This is a genomic window from Streptomyces sedi (genome assembly GCF_006335015.1).
Taxonomy (GTDB): domain Bacteria; phylum Actinomycetota; class Actinomycetes; order Streptomycetales; family Streptomycetaceae; genus Streptomyces; species Streptomyces sedi.
Genome location: NZ_VDGT01000022.1, coordinates 52,281 through 69,405, shown reverse-complemented (window position 1 = coordinate 69,405; position 17,125 = coordinate 52,281). Strand labels below are relative to the sequence as shown.

The 17,125-nt window shown below is 73.7% G+C and carries 12 protein-coding genes; 4 read left to right on the top strand and 8 right to left on the bottom strand.

The window, feature by feature from the left end:
* Nucleotides 1-655 precede the first annotated feature (655 nt).
* Nucleotides 656-1,486, top strand: a complete 831-nt coding sequence (locus FH715_RS23745) for an ABC transporter ATP-binding protein (RefSeq protein WP_139648712.1) — start codon at nucleotides 656-658, stop codon at nucleotides 1,484-1,486.
* Nucleotides 1,483-3,138 (top strand): transporter, encoded by a 1,656-nt coding sequence (locus FH715_RS23740; RefSeq protein WP_139648710.1) that lies wholly within the window; start codon nucleotides 1,483-1,485, stop codon nucleotides 3,136-3,138. Before FH715_RS23745 ends, FH715_RS23740 begins: the two co-directional genes overlap by 4 nt.
* Nucleotides 3,139-3,258: 120 nt before the next feature.
* On the opposite strand, the gene FH715_RS23735 is transcribed toward FH715_RS23740, so the two are convergent.
* The 3 genes from FH715_RS23735 to FH715_RS23725 form a co-directional block, all read right to left on the bottom strand.
* Nucleotides 3,259-4,086, bottom strand: coding sequence for a hypothetical protein (locus FH715_RS23735; protein ID WP_139648708.1), 828 nt, complete (start codon nucleotides 4,084-4,086; stop codon nucleotides 3,259-3,261).
* A gap of 62 nt (nucleotides 4,087-4,148) precedes the next feature.
* Nucleotides 4,149-4,994, bottom strand: a complete 846-nt coding sequence (locus FH715_RS23730) for an alpha/beta fold hydrolase (RefSeq protein ID WP_139648705.1) — start codon at nucleotides 4,992-4,994, stop codon at nucleotides 4,149-4,151.
* A 358-nt stretch (nucleotides 4,995-5,352) separates the two neighbouring features.
* Complete coding sequence (locus FH715_RS23725; RefSeq protein ID WP_139648703.1) at nucleotides 5,353-6,045, bottom strand: iron-dependent transcriptional repressor DtxR; 693 nt, start codon at nucleotides 6,043-6,045, stop codon at nucleotides 5,353-5,355.
* A gap of 178 nt (nucleotides 6,046-6,223) precedes the next feature.
* Between FH715_RS23725 and FH715_RS23720 the strand changes: the two genes are divergently transcribed.
* A complete protein-coding gene (locus FH715_RS23720) occupies nucleotides 6,224-6,979 on the top strand; it encodes an SIS domain-containing protein (RefSeq protein WP_139648701.1) in 756 nt (251 codons plus the stop codon).
* A 28-nt stretch (nucleotides 6,980-7,007) separates the two neighbouring features.
* Here FH715_RS23720 and FH715_RS23715 read toward each other — a convergent pair whose 3' ends face one another.
* The gene (locus FH715_RS23715; RefSeq protein ID WP_246108931.1) at nucleotides 7,008-8,426 is read right to left on the bottom strand and encodes a PAS domain-containing protein; all 1,419 of its coding nucleotides are present in this window, start codon (nucleotides 8,424-8,426) and stop codon (nucleotides 7,008-7,010) included.
* A gap of 488 nt (nucleotides 8,427-8,914) precedes the next feature.
* Nucleotides 8,915-9,538: a pyridoxamine 5'-phosphate oxidase gene (pdxH, locus tag FH715_RS23710; RefSeq protein WP_139648790.1), complete on the bottom strand. Its 624-nt coding sequence runs from the start codon at nucleotides 9,536-9,538 to the stop codon at nucleotides 8,915-8,917.
* Between the two features lie 339 nt (nucleotides 9,539-9,877).
* Between pdxH and FH715_RS23705 the strand changes: the two genes are divergently transcribed.
* Nucleotides 9,878-10,795, top strand: coding sequence for a PhzF family phenazine biosynthesis protein (locus FH715_RS23705; protein ID WP_139648699.1), 918 nt, complete (start codon nucleotides 9,878-9,880; stop codon nucleotides 10,793-10,795).
* Nucleotides 10,796-10,900: 105 nt separating this feature from the next.
* On the opposite strand, the gene FH715_RS23700 is transcribed toward FH715_RS23705, so the two are convergent.
* The 3 genes from FH715_RS23700 to FH715_RS23690 all read right to left on the bottom strand — a co-directional run bounded on the left by FH715_RS23700 (nucleotide 10,901) and on the right by FH715_RS23690 (nucleotide 17,079).
* A complete protein-coding gene (locus tag FH715_RS23700) occupies nucleotides 10,901-12,421 on the bottom strand; it encodes a sodium:solute symporter family protein (RefSeq protein WP_139648697.1) in 1,521 nt (506 codons plus the stop codon).
* Nucleotides 12,422-12,502: 81 nt separating this feature from the next.
* Nucleotides 12,503-13,762, bottom strand: coding sequence for a glucarate dehydratase family protein (locus FH715_RS23695; RefSeq protein ID WP_139648695.1), 1,260 nt, complete (start codon nucleotides 13,760-13,762; stop codon nucleotides 12,503-12,505).
* Nucleotides 13,763-14,211: 449 nt separating this feature from the next.
* Entirely contained in the window at nucleotides 14,212-17,079 is a 2,868-nt protein-coding gene (locus FH715_RS23690) for an FAD-binding and (Fe-S)-binding domain-containing protein (protein ID WP_139648693.1), read from the bottom strand.
* Between the last annotated feature and the right edge of the window lie 46 nt (nucleotides 17,080-17,125).

The window sequence follows — 17,125 nt, the reverse complement described above, 5'->3', positions numbered from 1 at the left end:
GTCTCCCTTGGCCGATCGGCTCGCCGGGTCGATCCCGGGCAGAACCATGCCCTAGGAATGCCGGGTCCATCCCGTATGCCCCGGTGGATGCACCCATGCGCCCCGGCCATGGGACCCGGCGCACGCACCGGGGCCCGTGACGCCCGGCTGGCGTCGGCCGCCGCCGGGGCCCGGCCGCGGCCGACGGGCCCGGCGTGGGAAGCCGGCGCTCCACCAGCGCCGTTGCCGCGCGGGCTGGCGGGGGGCGCGGCCGGCGGCGGCGGGGGCGCCCGGAGGCGCGGGGGCGCGCGGGGGCCGGGAAACGGTGGCGTGCGGCCACACGGCCACACCGCGCCCCACGCCATACGTGCCGGTATGGAAGCGGGTGCGCGGGGCTCGCGCCTAGGGTCGTCTCGTTTGGATCTTCGTGGATCAGGGCGCGGCGTCAGATGCGGTGCATCGCAAGGCGCCGGATCGCAGCTCATACTTGGTCGTATTCGCGCGATCCGGTAACGCAGCGAGGTGCCGTAGCTGGCGTCGCGCCCCCGCGAAGATCCAAACGAGACGGCCTAAGTCAACGCCCCTCACCCCCGTCCGCCCCCGCCCGGGCGCCGTTCCCGACAAGGGGGACGTCGCGGGTCGTTGCGGGCGCGCACGGGTCGATAACGTGTCCGCCATGACCGAGAACACGGAAACGGGCATCCCTCCCATACCGGGAGCGTCGACGCCCGAGGGGGAACGGCCGCCGGCCGTGCGGGTGCGGGGCCTGTGGAAGACCTTCGGGGAACATGCCGCCGTCTCAGGCATCGACCTCGACCTGCCGGCCGGCCGCTTCGTCGGCCTGGTGGGCCCCAACGGCGCCGGCAAGACGACCACCCTGTCGATGGTCACCGGTCTGCTGCGGCCGGACTCGGGCACGGTCGAGGTGGTGGGCCGCGACGTCTGGCGGGACCCGGTGGACGTGAAGGCCAGGATCGGGGTGCTCCCCGAGGGGCTGCGGCTCTTCGAACGGCTCTCGGGCCGTGAACTGCTGACCTACATGGGCCGGATGCGCGCCCTGGACCCGGTCGAGCTGGAGTCGCGCACCGAGCAGCTGCTCGACGTCCTGGACCTCTCGGGCGCGCAACACAAGCTCGTCGTGGACTACTCGACCGGGATGCGCAAGAAGATCGGCCTGGCCGCCGCGCTGCTGCACAACCCCGAGGTGCTCTTCCTCGACGAGCCGTTCGAGGGCGTGGACCCGGTCTCGGCGCAGGCCATCAGGGGCGTGCTGGAGCGTTACACCGACTCGGGCGCCACGGTGGTCTTCTCCAGCCATGTGATGGAGCTGGTGGAGTCGCTCTGCGACTGGGTCGCGGTGCTGGCCGCCGGGCGGATCAGGGCGCACGGGCCGACCGCCGAGGTGCGCGGGGAGGCCGGGTCGCTGCACCACGCGTTCCTCGAACTGGTCGGCGCGCGGGGCAACCCCGACGGCGCCCGGCTCGACTGGCTGGGCGGCGCGAGATGAGCACCGCCGAGCTGCCGCCCGCGCCCGCCGTCGCACCACCGGACGAACGGATCACCGACCCGTCCGTCGCCGCGACCACCGCGGTCTTCGTCCGCCTCAAGCTGTCGCTGTTGCGCAACGGGATGCGGCAGTCGAACGGGAAGTCCGCGGCCTTCGTCGGCTCGGCCGTGCTCGCGGCGCTCGTCGGCGCCCTCGGCCTGCTGGGGCTGGTGGCGCTGCGGGGCAACGAGTACGGGCCGGACACCGGCGTGGTGCTGGTGGCGGTGATCGCGCTGGGCTGGGCGTTCCTGCCGCTGTTCGTCGGCGTGGACGAGACGCTGGACCCGGGCCGGCTGGCGATGCTGCCGCTGCGCCCGGCGCCGCTGCTGGTGGCGCAGCTGGCCAGCGGGCTGGTCGGCAGCGGGCCGCTGTTCACGTTGCTGCTGCTGACCGGCGCGGCGCTGGTCGCGGTGCACGGGGTGGCCGCGGCGCTGACCGCCGTGGTGGCGGTGCCGCTGGTGCTGGTCTTCTGCGTCGCCCTCACCCGCGCGCTGGCCACGGCCAACGCGCGGCTGCTGACCAGCCGCAGGGGGCGCGATCTCGCCGTGCTCAGCGGGCTGTTGGTGGCCTTCGGCCTCCAGGGGCTGAACCTCGCGCTCAGCCGGATGGCCAACGAGGACGGCAGCCTGGCGCCGACGCGTCCGCTGGCCGACGTGCTGGGGTGGCTGCCGCCGGCCAGCGCGGTGCGGGCGGTGCGGCTCGCGGACGAGGGGTCCGCGGTCGGGGCCGTGCTGGCGCTGGCGGCCACCGCCGGCTGCCTGGCGCTGCTGCTGCTCTGGTGGCGGCGCACCCTGACGGCGCTGCTCACCGCGCCCGACGCCTCCAGCCTCCAGCCGCCGCCGGACGCCGGCCCCGCACACGACCGGCGCGAGAACGGCCTCGCCGGGCTGCTGCCCACCGGCCGCACGGGCACGGTGATGCTGCGGGTGCTGCGCTACGCGTGGCGCGACCCCAAGGCCAAGATGGGCTGGGCCACCTCGCTGGGCATGGCGGTACTGCTGCCGCTGGTGCTGACCGTGCGGGACGGCGGAAGCGTGTACACGGCGTGCTGGGCCGCCGGGATGCTGGGGCTGCTGATGTACAACCAGTTCGGCAGCGACTACAGCGGCTTCTGGCTGGTGGCGCAGACCATCGCCGCACCGCGTGACGCCTTCGTCGAGCTGCGGGCCAGGATGCTGGTGATCTGCCTGCTCGGGCTGCCGCTGATGGTGGCGGTGGTGCTGGGCACGGCGGCGCTCTCCAACGACTGGGAGTCGCTGCCGACGGGGCTCGGGCTGACGCTGACGCTGCTGGGCGCGCTGCTCGCGGTGGGGGCGGTGACCTCGGCGTGGCTGCCGTACTCGATCCCGCAGGAGGGGGCGATGAAGAACGTCGCACCGGGACAGTCCGGGCTCGCCTGGGGCTCGATCCTGGGCGGCACGCTGGTGGGGGCGGTGCTCTCCGCGCCGGTCGGGCTGCTGGCGCTGCTCCTCCACGGGGGGCCGACCAACTGGGCACTGGTGCCCGCGGGGTTGGCGTGGGGTACGGCGCTGTGCTGGGGCGCGCTGTGGCTGGCCGCGCGCCGCACGGCCGCGGCGCTGCCGGAGATCCTCGCCGCGGTCAGCAAGGGCTGACGGCCGCCCCGCGAACGCGCGCGGGGCGCCGGCGGCGATCGCCGCCGGCGCCCCGACCGGGCGAACGGCCGGCGGGGGCGGCCCGTTCGGGACCGCCGCTCCGCCGAAGCCGCTCGACCGTCAGCTCATGAACGCGCCGGACTGCAGGTCCTCGATGGTGATGACCTCGCTGTCGGCCGGCCGGTCGCTGGGCACCGGCTCGTTGAACGCGCTGAAGTCGATGACGCCGGCGCCGGTGGCGGCGTCGTTGTTCTCGAAGCGCAGCGGGAACGGCTCGCCGTCGGTGGCGACCACGAGGCTGGCCTCCTCACCCTCGTGCAGGGTGACGCCGGCGACGCCGTCGATCTCGGTGGCCTCGCCCATGGTCATCCCGGAGGCGGAGCTGCCCTGGCCCATGCCGGCCAGGAAGGTGTCCAGGTTGCACGACTCGACGGAGGAGTCCATCGGCGCCTCGTCGGCCGGGCCGTAGAGGAAGAAGCCGTCCAACTGGCCCAGGATCGCCGGGTCGTCGATGCCCGCGGCGGTCTCCCAGAACTGGGTGTCCGGGCGCAGCCACGCCTCGTTCTCCAGCTTGATGATCTCGAACGAGCCCTGCGAGCTCATGGAGATCGAACCGGCGCAGTCGCCGGCGCTGCTCAGGGAGAGGTCGATGCCCATCTGCTCGCCGGCCTGGTCGATGTCACCCACCATGCGGAGCGATTCGGCGCTCATCAGGGCGTCGAAGGCCTGGTCGGCGATCTCGTCGGCCGAGGCGCCGCCGAACGCGTCGCTGTCCGAACCCTCGTCGCCCTCCGTGCCCTCGTTCTCGCCCTTCTCGGTCGAGCTCTCGTTGTCGGTCGGCGTGGTCTCCTCGTCGTCGCTGTCGCTGGAACAGCCGGCCAAGGTGACGACCGTCGCGGTGGCGACGGCGACCGCCGCCGCGCGCGTGCGTCTGGCTATGAACCTCATCGGGCCCCCCGGTGAGAGATAGTGCCTCGTGAAAACGGACCCGACGGTGTCGGTCCCAGGGGTCACGCTATCAACGCGCCCTCGACGAAATGCCGGAGTGTCTCCCGCCATGCGGTCGGCCGCTCCTTTTGCGGGAGATGCCCGGCACCGGGGATGTCCGCGTAACGGCCGCGCGGCAGCGCGCGCACCATCTCCTGCGCCTCCGCCCGCCCCAACTCGCCGTCCACGCCCCTGACCACCAGCGTGGGGCAGGAGACCTCGGCCAACTCCTCCCAGTGCGCGTCCCGCGCGAAGCCCTCGCGGGCCGCGAGTATCTGCTCCCGGCTGAAGACCGGCCGCCAGCCGTCCGAGCGCCGCGCCATGACCTCGCCGAAGAACCAACCACGGGACGGCAGCGGGGCGTTGAGCGTCGGATCCCGCTCGCCGAACCAGGCCCGCACCTCCTCGGGCGAGGCGAAGGGCAGCGGCCAGGAACCGAGCCAACGCCGCCAGCGGCGCTGGGCGTCGGCGCCGATGGCGGAGGCCCGCATCTCGCAGATCACCAGCGCCCGCACCAGGTCGGGGCGGCGGGCCGCCAGCCGCCAGGCGGTGAGCGCGCCCATCCCGTGGCCCACGAGCAGCACGGGGCCCAACCCGAGACGCTCGATCGCCCTCTCGGCGTCGCCGACGAAGGCCGCCCCGTCGAACGGGCCCTCCGGTGGCTTGGCGCTGCGGCCGTGCCCCCGCTGGTCCAGGGCGACGGCCCGGAACCGCGAGGAGAGCCAGCGCCCGGTCTCCTCCCAGTGCCCCGCGTGCCCCATCAGCCCGTGCAGCAACAACGCGCCCGGCCTGCCGGCCGGTCCACGCCCGAATTCCCGTGCCACCAATGGCAGTTCGCCGAACCCCGACACCTCGATCGCTCGCCCCATCGCCTGCCCCTCCTTCCCGTCTCCCCGTCGCTCCCCCCAGAATACCGAACAGATATTCGAACATGGGGGTATGGGAGGGCAGTTCCCTCTCACGGGTGACAGAAGCGCCCCACGGCACACGAGTTGGCCGTGGACATCAGCGGCGAGCCACCGACGACCTCGGCACCGGGGTGGACAGGTCAGCCGTCGACAGCACCCGGCGACGGGGCACCACACGACGAACCCCGCGCCCCCTCCGGGCCGGCGGACGGCTGGGGGGAGCGCGGGGAAACCACGCGGGAGAGACCATGCGCGGGAGACGACGGGAAGAGGGAGAACAGGGAACGGAGAGGCGGGGAACGGGACCCCGGGAAGGGGCTCAGCCCTTGTCGACGAAGACGTGCATCGCGACCTGCTGCTCCAGCTCAGCCGACTCCCCGCCGCTGCCGACCTGGACCGCTCCGCCCGAGGCCGCCGTGACGCTGACGGAGGAGCCGGGCTGCACCCCGGCCCGGCGCAGCGTGTGCATCACCTGCGCGTCCGTCTGCACCGGCTCACCGATCCTGCGGACGATCACCGTCTTCCCGCCGTCCACGTCCAGGTCGGCGAGCGCCACGACGCCCTCCGCGAGGAACGGGTCGGTCGTGCCCTTCTCCCCCAGCTCCGCGAGCCCGGGGATCGGGTTCCCGTAAGGGGACTCCGTCGGGTGGTTCAACAGCTCCAGCACCCGCCGCTCCACGGCGTCGCTCATCACGTGCTCCCAGCGGCAGGCCTCCGCGTGCACGTGCTCCCACTCCAGGCCGATCACGTCGACCAGCAGACACTCGGCCAGCCTGTGCTTGCGCATCACCCGCTCCGCCAGCCGACGCCCCTGCTCCGTCAGCTCCAGATGCCGGTCGCCGGCGACGGTGAGCAGGCCGTCCCGCTCCATCCTCGCCACCGTCTGGCTCACCGTCGGGCCGCTCTGTTCGAGCCGCTCGGCGATGCGGGCACGCATCGGGACCACGCCCTCTTCCTCCAGCTCCAGAACGGTGCGGAGGTACATCTCGGTGGTGTCGATCAGTCCGGACATAAGTGCCCCTCGAATTCGTGCGGTGGCCCTGTCGCCCATTCTGACGCACTGCACTGACAAGAGACCGGCCGCAGGTGGCCCAGCGTGCATATTGACACCGAACTGGTCTGGACCATTACGGTGTGCCGTACCAAGACCCGGAACGCCGCCACCGGCCAGCAGCAAGGGACGCCCGTAGATGCGCGAAGAAACTCTCGCCCACCAGTTCTTCGATGCCGCGATCGAGCTGCTGTGCCAGGTCAGAGACCAGGAGGCGGGGCACATCGCCGAGGCCGCGACGCTGATCGCCGACACGGTGAGCGGTGGCGGCAAGGTGTTCGCCAGTGGCGCTGGGCACTCGGCACTACCCGCCCAGGACCTAGTCTACCGGGCAGGCGGGCTCGCCCTGGTCAATCTTCTGGCCATTCCCGGCACCACCGGGGTCGACGTCTCACCGGCCACCCTGGGCAGCGCGTTGGAGCGGGTCAGCGGCCTCGCGCCGGCCACCCTCGACAACAGCCCGGCCGCCCCCGGCGACCTGCTGATCGTCATCTCGCTCTCCGGCCGCAACACCCTCCCCATCGAGCTGGCCCAGCACGCGCGGGAGAGCGGACTGCGTGTCATCGGCGTCACCTCCGTCGGCTACGCCACCGGCACCGAGTCGCGCCACGCCTCGGGCACCTTCCTCAAGGACCACTGCGACGTGGTGCTGGACAGCGCCATCCCGATCGGCGACGCGACGCTCACCAGCGAGGGCGTCGGCGCGCCGTTCGCCCCCGCCTCCACCGTGGTGACCTGCGCGCTGCTCCAGGCGGTCTTCGCCGAGGCCGCCGGCCGGCTCGCGGAACGCGGCGTCGAGCCGCCACTGCTGCGCTCGGCCAACGTGGACGGCGGCGGCGAGTGGAACGAACGCGTCTTCAGCGAGCACCGCGACCAGATCCTCTGGCGCAGGTAGTCCCGGCCGCGACGGAGCCGGCGCGGGCTCAGCGCGCGCCGAGCGCCCGCGCCAGGTCGAGGGAGGCAGCGACGCGCAGCGCGACCTCCTCGCCGTAGCCGACATCCAGTCGGTCGAAGGCACGGCGCCCGCCACCGCGCAGGAAGGTGAGCGCGCCCAGCACCCGCCCCCGGCTGCGCAACGGCACGCACAGCGCGTGCTCGGCCTCGGCCGGCCAACGGTGGTCGCGCGCCCACGACGAACGGGAGACCCCGCCGGTCGCCCGGACCGGCACCCCGCAGTCGACGGCCTGGAGCGCGGGATGCCCGGCGCGGTAGCGCACGGCGAGGCCGCACGCCGTGCCGCGGCCGGCGAGGCTCCCCGGGCTCTCCGCGATCCGGACCAGGCCGCCGGCCTCGCCCGCGGTGTCGAGCAGCGCGTGCTCGGCGAAGCCCGGCAGCGCGTAGTGCAGGTGCAGCACCGCGGCGTCCGTCGGGTCGGGGCAGTCCGCGGCGGCCCGCGAGGCGCGGCTGAGCTGGCTGTCACGGAACCGCTGGCGCGCCGCGCCCTGGCCGACCCGCTTGGCGTGGGTGGCGTCCTGGAAGACCCACGCGGCTCCCAGCGGCACGGGGTCGCCGACCACGGGCGAGCCCAGCTGGACGAAGCCGCTCACCAGACAGCGCCGCCGTTCCGGCGGCCCCTCGCCCAGCGGGCCGCCGTCCTCGCCCTCCCCCTCACTCAGGGTGAGCCACAGCTCGACCGGTTCCCTCGGCGGCTGGCCGGCCAGTGTGTGTTCGAGGGCGCTCTCCAACTCGTCGAGTCCCGCGCCGACGAACTCGGCCAGCGGCTCCCCCAGCATGTCGACGGGCGAGACGCCGAGCGCGTGCGCCGCGCGGCCGTTGACCGCGACGGTGCGCAGATCCGGGTCGGCGAGCAGCACTCCGAACGGGGCGTCGCCCAGCATCCCGTCACTCAGCGCGAGATGGCGCTCCAGGTCGAGTTGGGCGAGGGCCTCGCCGAAGGCGCAGTAGACGCCCAGCGGCCGGCCCTCGTCGTCGCGGACCGGCGTCACCGTCGCGCGCATCAGCACACGGGTGCCGTCGGCGTGCAGAAAGGGAAACTCCCTGGTCCGCCGGCCGACGCCCCCGCCAGGCCGCTCGGGGTCGGCGGCGCGGCCCACCTCCAGCAGCTGCCGCCGCACCTCGGCGGCGTCCGCCTCGCGCACCAGCCAGCCGCCGAGACCGGCGCGGCCCACCGCCTGCTCGGCGCTCCAGCCGAGCAGGCGGGTCGCGCGGTGGTTCCAGTGCGTGACGGTGCCGGACATGTCGACGGCGAAGAACGCCGCCTCCATCCCGTCCAGCAGCGCGGCCAGCAGGCCCCGGTCGGAGACGAGGAACGGAGAGGTGTCGCCTTCCGCGTGTTCCGCGTGCGGCGTCTCGGAGTGGACTGCTTCGGAGTGTGCGGTCACCTGTTCTACCCCCAGCACAGGAGAGTGGGCACCCGGTCGCGTGCGCACCGAACCATTCAACTCCACGGTGACGTCGGTCACATAGGGTTTCCACCAATCTCGTTGCCGCACCGAGATCCGCGTCGAGGCCGGCGTCGGGATCCGGCCCGTTAATTCGCTTGGCGGAGCCCGGGGGGCTCGCCTACGGTCGGAGGCACACGAGAAGGGAGGTGGTTCGGCAGATGTATGACAACCGGACGCGTGAGGTGACTGCGGCCTAGGTCGCTGGTTCACACGACACGTGGCGAAGCCGGCGCCGCCGGCCAATCCCAAGCAGTCACCCGATCCGCGAGCCGCCGGTAAGTCCGGCCGGCTCCCCGAGGCCCCAGCGGCCCCGGGGACCAAAGGCTCGCGGATCGCTGCGTTTGTGGAAGTCCGCGCGAGTTCGCGGAGGGGGAAGCCCCCGCGCACGACGGCCCGCCCGGGCCCCGTGCGCGACGGCGGGGGTGTCAGGGGCAGAGGCGTTCGACGGACCAGCCGGTCTCCGTGCGGCTGTAGCGCAGCCGGTCGTGGAGGCGGTTCGCCCGGCCCTGCCAGAACTCGACGGTCTCGGGGGCGACCCGGTATCCGCCCCAGTTGGGCGGGGCCGGCACGTCCTCGCCCTCCGGGTACCGCGCGGCCAGCTCCGCGTACATGCCGTCCAGCGCCTCGCGGGAGGCGACCGGCGCCGACTGCTCGCTCGCCCAGGCGCCCAGCTGGGAGCCGTGCGGGCGGGTACGGAAGTACGCCGCCGTCTCGTCGCGGCCGGTGCGGGTCACCGAGCCGGTCACGATCACCTGGCGGGCGAGGGGGTGCCAGGGGAAGAGCAGCGCGACCCGCGGGTTGGCCTCGATCTCGCGCCCCTTGCGGGAGGCGTAGTTGCTGAAAAAAACGAAGCCCCGCTCGTCGAACGCCTTGAGCAGGACCGTGCGCTGGCTGGGCGCCCCCGTCGCGTCGGCCGTGGCCAGCACCATCGCGTTGGGCTCTTCGAGCCCGCCGGCGACCGCGTCGTCGAACCAGCGCCCGAACTGGTCGAGCGGCCCCTCCGCCAGGTCCGCCTCGCCGAGCCCGGCCTCCCGGTAGCGCACCCGCATCTCCGCGGGGTCCGGAACGGGCTCGGGCGCGGCAGGGGGGCGGCCGACCTCGGTGAGCGAGCCGCGGGCGGCGGGGCGGGCGCCGCGTCCTGGGCGGGGGCGGCGGGACGGGCGGGGACGGTCGGAGTTCTCGGCGTGGGACACGGCCCATATCTTGCAGCATCGGACTGACACTGGCTCCCCCGGCGGAGATTCGTTCCCGTGCCTCGTGCCGGCCGGACACGCGTGGTTAAGGTCTCCGCCAGAAAGGGCCTCCCCTGCCCTCGTGGGCATCGCCGCCGCGCGGGTCCTCCGGTTTTCTCCGTGCGGGACGGCACGCGCCGTTCCTAGGGTGGGGGGATGATGCCACTCCCGGACGGCCGTCCGTTCCTGATCGCCGACGTCTTCACCGAACGCCCCTTCGGCGGCAACCAGCTGGCGGTGCTGCCCGACGCGGAGGGCCTGAGCGACGCGCAGCTCCGGGGGCTGGCAAGGGAGTTCGACTTCTCCGAGACCGTCTTCGTGCTGCCGCCCGAGGACCCCGCGCACAGCGCCAGGCTGCGCATCCTCACGCCCGAGGAGGAGCTGCCGTTCGCCGGTCACCCGACGGTCGGGGCGGCGGCGGTGCTGGTCGGGGAGGGGTTGCTCGACCCGGCGGCGACGGGTGGGCGGCTGTTGTTCGAGGAGGGGGTCGGCGTGGTGGGCGTCGAGGTGAGCGGCTCGTTCGCCCGGCTGACGTTGGACGCGCCCTACCGGTCGACGCCGCAGGCGCCGCCGTCGAGGGCCGCGGTGGCGGCGGCGCTGTCGCTGCCGGAGGGCGCGGTGGTGGACCACTGGTACGGCGGGATCGGGCTGGGGTTCCACTATGTGCGGCTGACGGACGCGGGCGCGGTGGACCGGGCGCGGCTCGACGCGTCGGCCTGGGCGGCCGGCCTCGCCGGTGGCTGGACGGAGGATCTCTACGTGTGCGCGGGCGGGTTGGCGGACGGCGGCCGGGTGCACGCCCGGTGCCTCCTGCCGTCGCTGGGGACCGAGGACCCCGCGACGGGGTCGGCGGCGGCCGGGCTGGTCGCGGGGCTGGTCGCCCGGCCGGGGCACGCGCCGGCCTCGGCGGAGGGCGAGGTGCGGCTCACGGTCGACCAGGGCGTGGCGATGGGCCGCCCCGGCGTGATCGAGGCGTCGGCCCGGTGGCGGGCGGGACGGCTGAGCGAGGTCTCGGTCGGCGGCCACACCGTGCTGACGGCACGCGGCACCATCGCCCCCGGGCCGGCCCGGTGAGTGCCGCCCCCGGTCGTAGTCGACGATGTCGATGGTCATGAGCCGCCACCCTAGCCAGCGGCCCCGGCCCCCGCGCGGTGTTTGGGGGGGCCGGGGCACGGGGCGTCAGCCGGTGGTGACCTGGTCGCGGCCGGGGCGGCCGTCGTCGGTGTCGTCCTCGCCGGGGTCGGAGTTGAGGGACAGCACCAGTTCCTCGCTCTCCGGGGTGCTCTCCGGCTTCAGGAAGCCGATGCCCAGGTAGAGCACGAGGGAGGTGAGCAGCGGCAGCCCGACGATCGCGGCCTCGGTCGAGCCGTCGATCTGGTACCGCACCACGTACCAGACGAGCAGGCCGCCCGCCCAGGAGACGATCGCCGCCGTCGGCCCGATCCTGCGGAACCAGGGCAGCAGCCCCAGCATCAGCGGGATGGAGATGGGGCCCATGGTGGCGGCGACGAGTTGCACCACGGTGTCGAGGACGAACCCCTCTCCCCTGGTGGTGATCGCGATCGTCATGCTGAGGCTGACGAAGAGCACGGTGGTGATGCGGGCGAACGTCAGCTGGGCGCGCTCGGTGAGGCGGCGGACCTTCGGGACCAGCACGGGCGCGATGTCCCGGGTGATCACGGCGGTGATCACGTTGGAGTCGGAGGCCACCATCGCCATCGTGTGGGAGAAGAAGCCGGCCAGCATCAGCCCGATCAGGCCGGCGGGCAGCAGCTCCTTGGCGAGCGCGACATAGGACTCCTCGCCGGCGGTGAGCCCGGGCACGATCAGCGGCGCCGCGACCATCGGCAGGAAGAGGATCAGCGGCCAGACCAGCCACAGCGCGCTGGAGAGCAGCGCCGAGCGCTTGGCCGCGGAGCCGGAGGGCGCGGCCATGTAGCGCTGCGCCAGGTTCCACATGCCGCCGTTGTACTCGAAGGTCTTCACGAAGAGGAACGCGATGATCAGCCAGGTGGTCACGGAGCCGCTGACCGGGTCGCCGTGGCCGTCGGGCAGGTCGCCCCACATGGTGAACGGGAAGTCGGCGCCGAGTTCGATCATCACCGCGAACAGCATCGCGAAGCCGGCGACGGCCTGGATCACGAACTGCCCCATGTCGGTGAGCACGTCGGCCCAGAGGCCGCCCACCGTCATGTAGGCCATGGTCGCGACCCCGGTGAAGATGATGCCGACCTCCAGGGGGATGTCGGCGAAGCCCTTCAACAGCACGGAGATCGCGACCCACTTGGCGGCGATGTCCACGACCTTCAGGGCGGCCCCGCTGTAGGCGAGGACCTGCTGGGTGGGCAGGTTGTAGCGGCGGGCCAGGTATTCGAGTGGCGACTTGACGTCGTGTTTGGCGCGCAGCCGGTTCCAGCGGGCGGCGAAGAGGAACGCGCCGACGCCGACGCCGAGTCCGATGGTCAGCGGCCACCAGAAGTAGACGGTGATCCCGTCGTCGTAGGCGACCGCGGCGAAGGCGACGAACATCACCGCGCTGTAGCCCGACATGTGGTGCGAGATGCCGGAGAGCCACCAGGGTATTCGGCCGCGGGCGGTGAAGAAGTCGGCCACGTCGTGGATGCGTTGCTTGGACCACCAGCCGATGGCGACCACCACGAGGAAGTAGCCGGCGACCACGATCCAGTCGAGTGCGGACATCGCGGCTCCTAAACGGAGGGGGCGGGGAACGGGGCTGTGCGCGGGTCCTGCCCGCCGCCAGCGCGCCGGGCCGGGCCCGACTCACCAGTGCGCGCGCTTCGGTTGGAACGTCGGGTCGAACCGCCGCATGTACGCGGTGTCGTCCCGCCGTTCGACGCCACATCGGAGGTAGTTCTCGTGGAGCGCGCCCAGCGCGTCCCGGTCGAGTGCGACGCCGAGTCCCGGTGCCTCGGGGAGCGGCACCGCGCCCTCGACGAACCGCAGCGCACCGGGGACCACCACGTCCTGGCCCTGTTGCCAGGGGGTGTGGGTGTCGCACGCGTGGTTCAGGTTGGGCACGGCCGCGGCCAGGTGCGTCATGGCGGCGAGGCTGATGCCCAGGTGGGTGTTGGAGTGCATGGAGAGTTCGAGCCCGAAGGTGTCGCAGAGCGCGGCGACCTGGGTGGAGCGCAGCAGCCCGCCCCAGTAGTGGTGGTCGGTGAGCAGCACCCCGATGGCGCCCTGGGCGAGGGCGGGCGGCAGATGGGCGTGGGTGACCACGCACATGTTGGTGGCCAGCTTCATCGGGACCTCGGGGGCGACCTTCGCCATGCCCTCGATCTCGGGGGCGGGGTCCTCCAGGTACTCCAGCACGCCGTCGAGGGCGCGGCCGACGCGGATCGAGGTCTCGGGCGTCCAGGCGGCGTTGGGGTCGATGCGCAGCGGCAGGTCGGGGAACGCCTCGCGGAGCGCGTGGACGGCCTCGATCTCCTCGTCGGGGGGCAGGACGCCGCCCTTGAGCTTGATCGAGCCGAAGCCGTACTCCTCGACGAAGAGCCGCGCCTGGGCGGCGATGCCCTCGGGGTCGAGCGCGGCGCCGAACCGGTCCTCGTCCTCGCCCGGGTGGCCGGCCCACTTGTAGAAGAGGTAGGCGCTGTAGGGGACGGCCTCCCGCACGGGCCCGCCGAGGAGGTCGGCGACGCGCAGCCCCGCGGCCTTGCCCCTGATGTCGAGGCAGGCGACCTCGAAGGGGGAGAAGACGGCGTCCACCGTCTTCTGGTTGCTGCCGGCGCCGGTCAGCCCGTGCTGGTCGACGAAGACGTCGCCGCCGACGGTCGCGGCGACGGCGGCGTACTGCGCGTGGTGCGCGTGCACCTCGACGCCGATCAACGCGGGGGCAGCCGCGCGCAGTCGCTCCAGGTGGGAGCGGTCGCCGTAGGTCTCGCCGAGTCCGCTCAGGCCGTCGTCGGTGATCACCTCGACGATGGTGCGCAGCGCCCAGGGCTCGTGGACGCCGCTGGCGTTGAGCAGGGGCGGGTCGCGGAAGGCGACGGGGGTCAGGTGGATCTCGCGTATGCGCATAGCCGACCATTCACATATTTGAATATGGGCCATTCTGGTGAACAGACGCGGCAACTGTAGAAGTGCCCCCGAGGGGCGTCAAGGGTCCGCACAGGCCCGACGGCGGACCTGGCGGGGGCGACGCTTGTTCAGCGGGGTGAACGGGCGCGGCCCCGGGGGAGGTTGAGGGCGACTCCGGGGGGACGGGCCGCGGCGCGCGGTTTCGGCCGTGCCGTCGCGACGCGCGGCGACGGCCAGGACGGCGCGCCGGCCAAGCCGCGCGAAGGCCCCGAAACGCGCCGGAAAGACGAGGACAAAAGGCAGCCGTCACGCACCGATATGGCGCTACCGCCTTCGGGGCGGCGGCCGACCCGGCCACCACCCCGAAGAAAGAAATTCATAATTCAAGAAAACCCGCTGAACGCCCACAGCCGAACGCCGAACGGGATACCGAACGCCCCTCCGCGTTCCTACCGTTCCAGGTGTTCCGCCAACACCTCGGCGAAGTGCCGCGCGCCGACCCCGGCCAACTGGTCGAGTTGCAGCCGGCAGGAGTAGCCGTCGGCGACCAGCACCGCGTCCGCTGGCGCCGTGCGCACCGAGGGCAGCAACTGGTCCTCCGCGCACGCCACGGACACCTCGTAGTGCCCCTTCTCGAAGCCGAAGTTCCCCGCGAGACCGCAGCACCCCGAGGAGAGCCCGCCGCTCAGCCCCGCCGCCGCGCGCAGCGCCCGGTCCGCCGCGTCGCCCAGCACCGCGTGCTGGTGGCAGTGGGTCTGCCCGGCCACCGGCCGGCCGATCACCGGCGGCCTCCAGTCGGGCGCCAGCTCCGTCAGCGTCTCGGCGAACGTCCGCACCGAGGCGGCCAGTCGGGCGGCGCGCGGGTCGTCCGGCAGCAGCTCGGGCAGGTCGGTGCGGAGCGCGGCGGCGCACGGCGGCTCCAGCACCGTCACCGTCCGCCCCGCCTCGATGTCGCCCTCCAGCCGGTCCAGGGTCCGCCGCCCCGCCGCGCGCGCCCGGTCCAGCTGGCCGGTGGAGACCTCCGTCAGCCCGCAGCAGACCGCTCCCGCCGGCAGCCGCGTCCCCAGCCCCGCGTCGTCGAGGACCCGGACCGCCGCCCGACCCGCCTCCGGCGACAGGTAGTTGGTGAAGCTGTCGGGGAAGAGCACCACGTCGCCCCCCGGCGCCCGCCCCTGCCGCGCCCACCAGCGGGTGAACGGCTCCCGCGCCAGCGGCGGGATGGCCCGCTCCGGCGCGATCCCGCCCAGCCGCTTGGCCACCGCCGCCAACGGCCCGATCCGGCCCGCCACGTTGGCGGGACCCGCCAGCCGCAGCGCCGCCGTCAGCCGCAGCCAGGTCGGCAGCCGCCCCATGGCGTAGTGCGCCGCGGGGCGCGGCCTCCCCGCATAGTGATGGTTCAGGAACTCGGCCTTGTAGGTGGCCATGTCGACGCCCACCGGGCAGTCGCTGCGGCACCCCTTGCAGGACAGACACAGGTCCAGCGCGTCCCGCACCTCCGTCGAGCGCCACCCGTCCGTGACCACCTCGCCCAGCAGCATCTCGTGCAGCAGCCTGGCGCGGCCCCTGGTCGAGTGCTCCTCCCGGCCCGTCGCCCGGAACGAGGGGCACATCACCCCGGAACCCGGCCCCGGCTCACGGCACTTGGCGACCCCGACGCAGCGCCGCACCGCCGCCGAGAAGTCGCCGCCGTCCCCGGGGTAGGAGAACGCGACCGGCGGCCGGCTCGGCATCCCGAGAAACCGCAGGTCGGCGTCCAGCGGCGCGGGCCGGGAGACCACCCCGGGGTTCAGCCCGCCGTCCGGGTCCCACAGGTCCTTGAACCGGTCGAAGACGCCGACCAGTTCGGGCCCGTACATCCGGCCCAGCAGCTCCGAGCGCGCCAGCCCGTCGCCGTGCTCCCCGGAGAGCGAGCCGCCGTGCGCCACCACCAGGTCCGCCAGCTCCACGCCGAACTCCCGGAACCGCGCCACCCCCGGCTCGCTCAGCAGGTCGAAGTCGATCCGGACATGGATGCAGCCGTCGCCGAAGTGCCCGTACGGCAGCCCGCGCAGCCCGTGGTCGCGCAGCAGCCCCCGGAACTCCCGCAGATAGGCGCCCAGTCGGGCCGGCGGCACCGCGCAGTCCTCCCAACCGGGCCACGCCTCGCCGCCGTCCGGCAGCCGGGTCGCGGTGCCCGAGGCGTCCTCCCTGATCCGCCACAGCGCGCGCTGCTCCGCCGGTTCGGTGAGCACCGCGCTGCCCGTGGACTCCTCCGCCGACGCCCGGCACACCGCCTCGGCGGCGGCCCGCGCCTCGCCCGGGTCGGCGCCGCCGACCTCGACGAACAGCCACGCGCCGCCGCGCGGCAGCGAGGCAGCCGCCGCGTCGCCCACCAGGTCGGCCGCCATCCCCTCCACGGTCAGCGGCCCGTGCGCCAGCAGCCCGGCCGCCGCCTCGGCCGCCGCGCTCTCCTGCGGATAGCCCAGCACCGCCAGCGCCCGCGCCGCCGGCGGCGCGACCAGCGCCACCTCCGCCTCGGTGAGCACCCCCAGGGTGCCCTCCGAGCCGGTGAACGCCCGCGCCCAGTCCCGCCCGCGCTCCGGCAGCAACTCGTCCAGCGCGTACCCCGAGATCCGCCGCGGCAGGTCGGGGAAGCCCGTGCGCAGCCTGGCCAGTTCGCCCGCGACCAGCGACTCGACGCCGGCCCGCAGCCGCTCGGGAACGCCCTCGCCGCCCCGCCCGAGCACCGCCTCCTCGCCCCGGTAGGTCAGCGCCGTGACCCGCCGCGTGTTGTCCGCCGTCGTGCCCCACGCGACCGAGTGCGAGCCGCAGGAGTTGTTGCCGATCATCCCGCCCAGCGTGCAACGGCTGTGCGTGGACGGATCGGGACCGAACGTCAGACCGTGCACGGACGCCTCGGAACGCAGCGCGTCACAGATCACCCCCGGCTGCACCACGGCCGTCCGCGCCTCCGGGTCGACGGACAGCACGCGGTTCATGTGGCGGGTGAAGTCCAGCACCAGGCCGAGCCCCGTGGCCTGCCCCGCGATGCTGGTGCCGCCGCCCCTGGCCACCACCGGCACCCCGCGCTCGGCGGCCACCGCGAGGGCGACGGCCACGTCCTCGGCGTCCCTCGGCGCCACCACGCCGAGCGGCACCCGGCGGTAGTTGGACGCGTCCATCGTCGTCAGCGCCCGGCCGGCCGCGTCGAATTCGACCTCGCCGCGCACCCGGGCGCGAAGCGCGGCGGCCAACTCCCGCGCTCCGGCGTCATCCGCCCCCTGCGCCGGATACTTCCCGTTTCTCTGATCGACCGTCGTTCGCCTCAGCCGTTCCATAACTCCCAGCCTGCACCCTTTTCGCGAGGTCGGGGCGTCGGAGCGC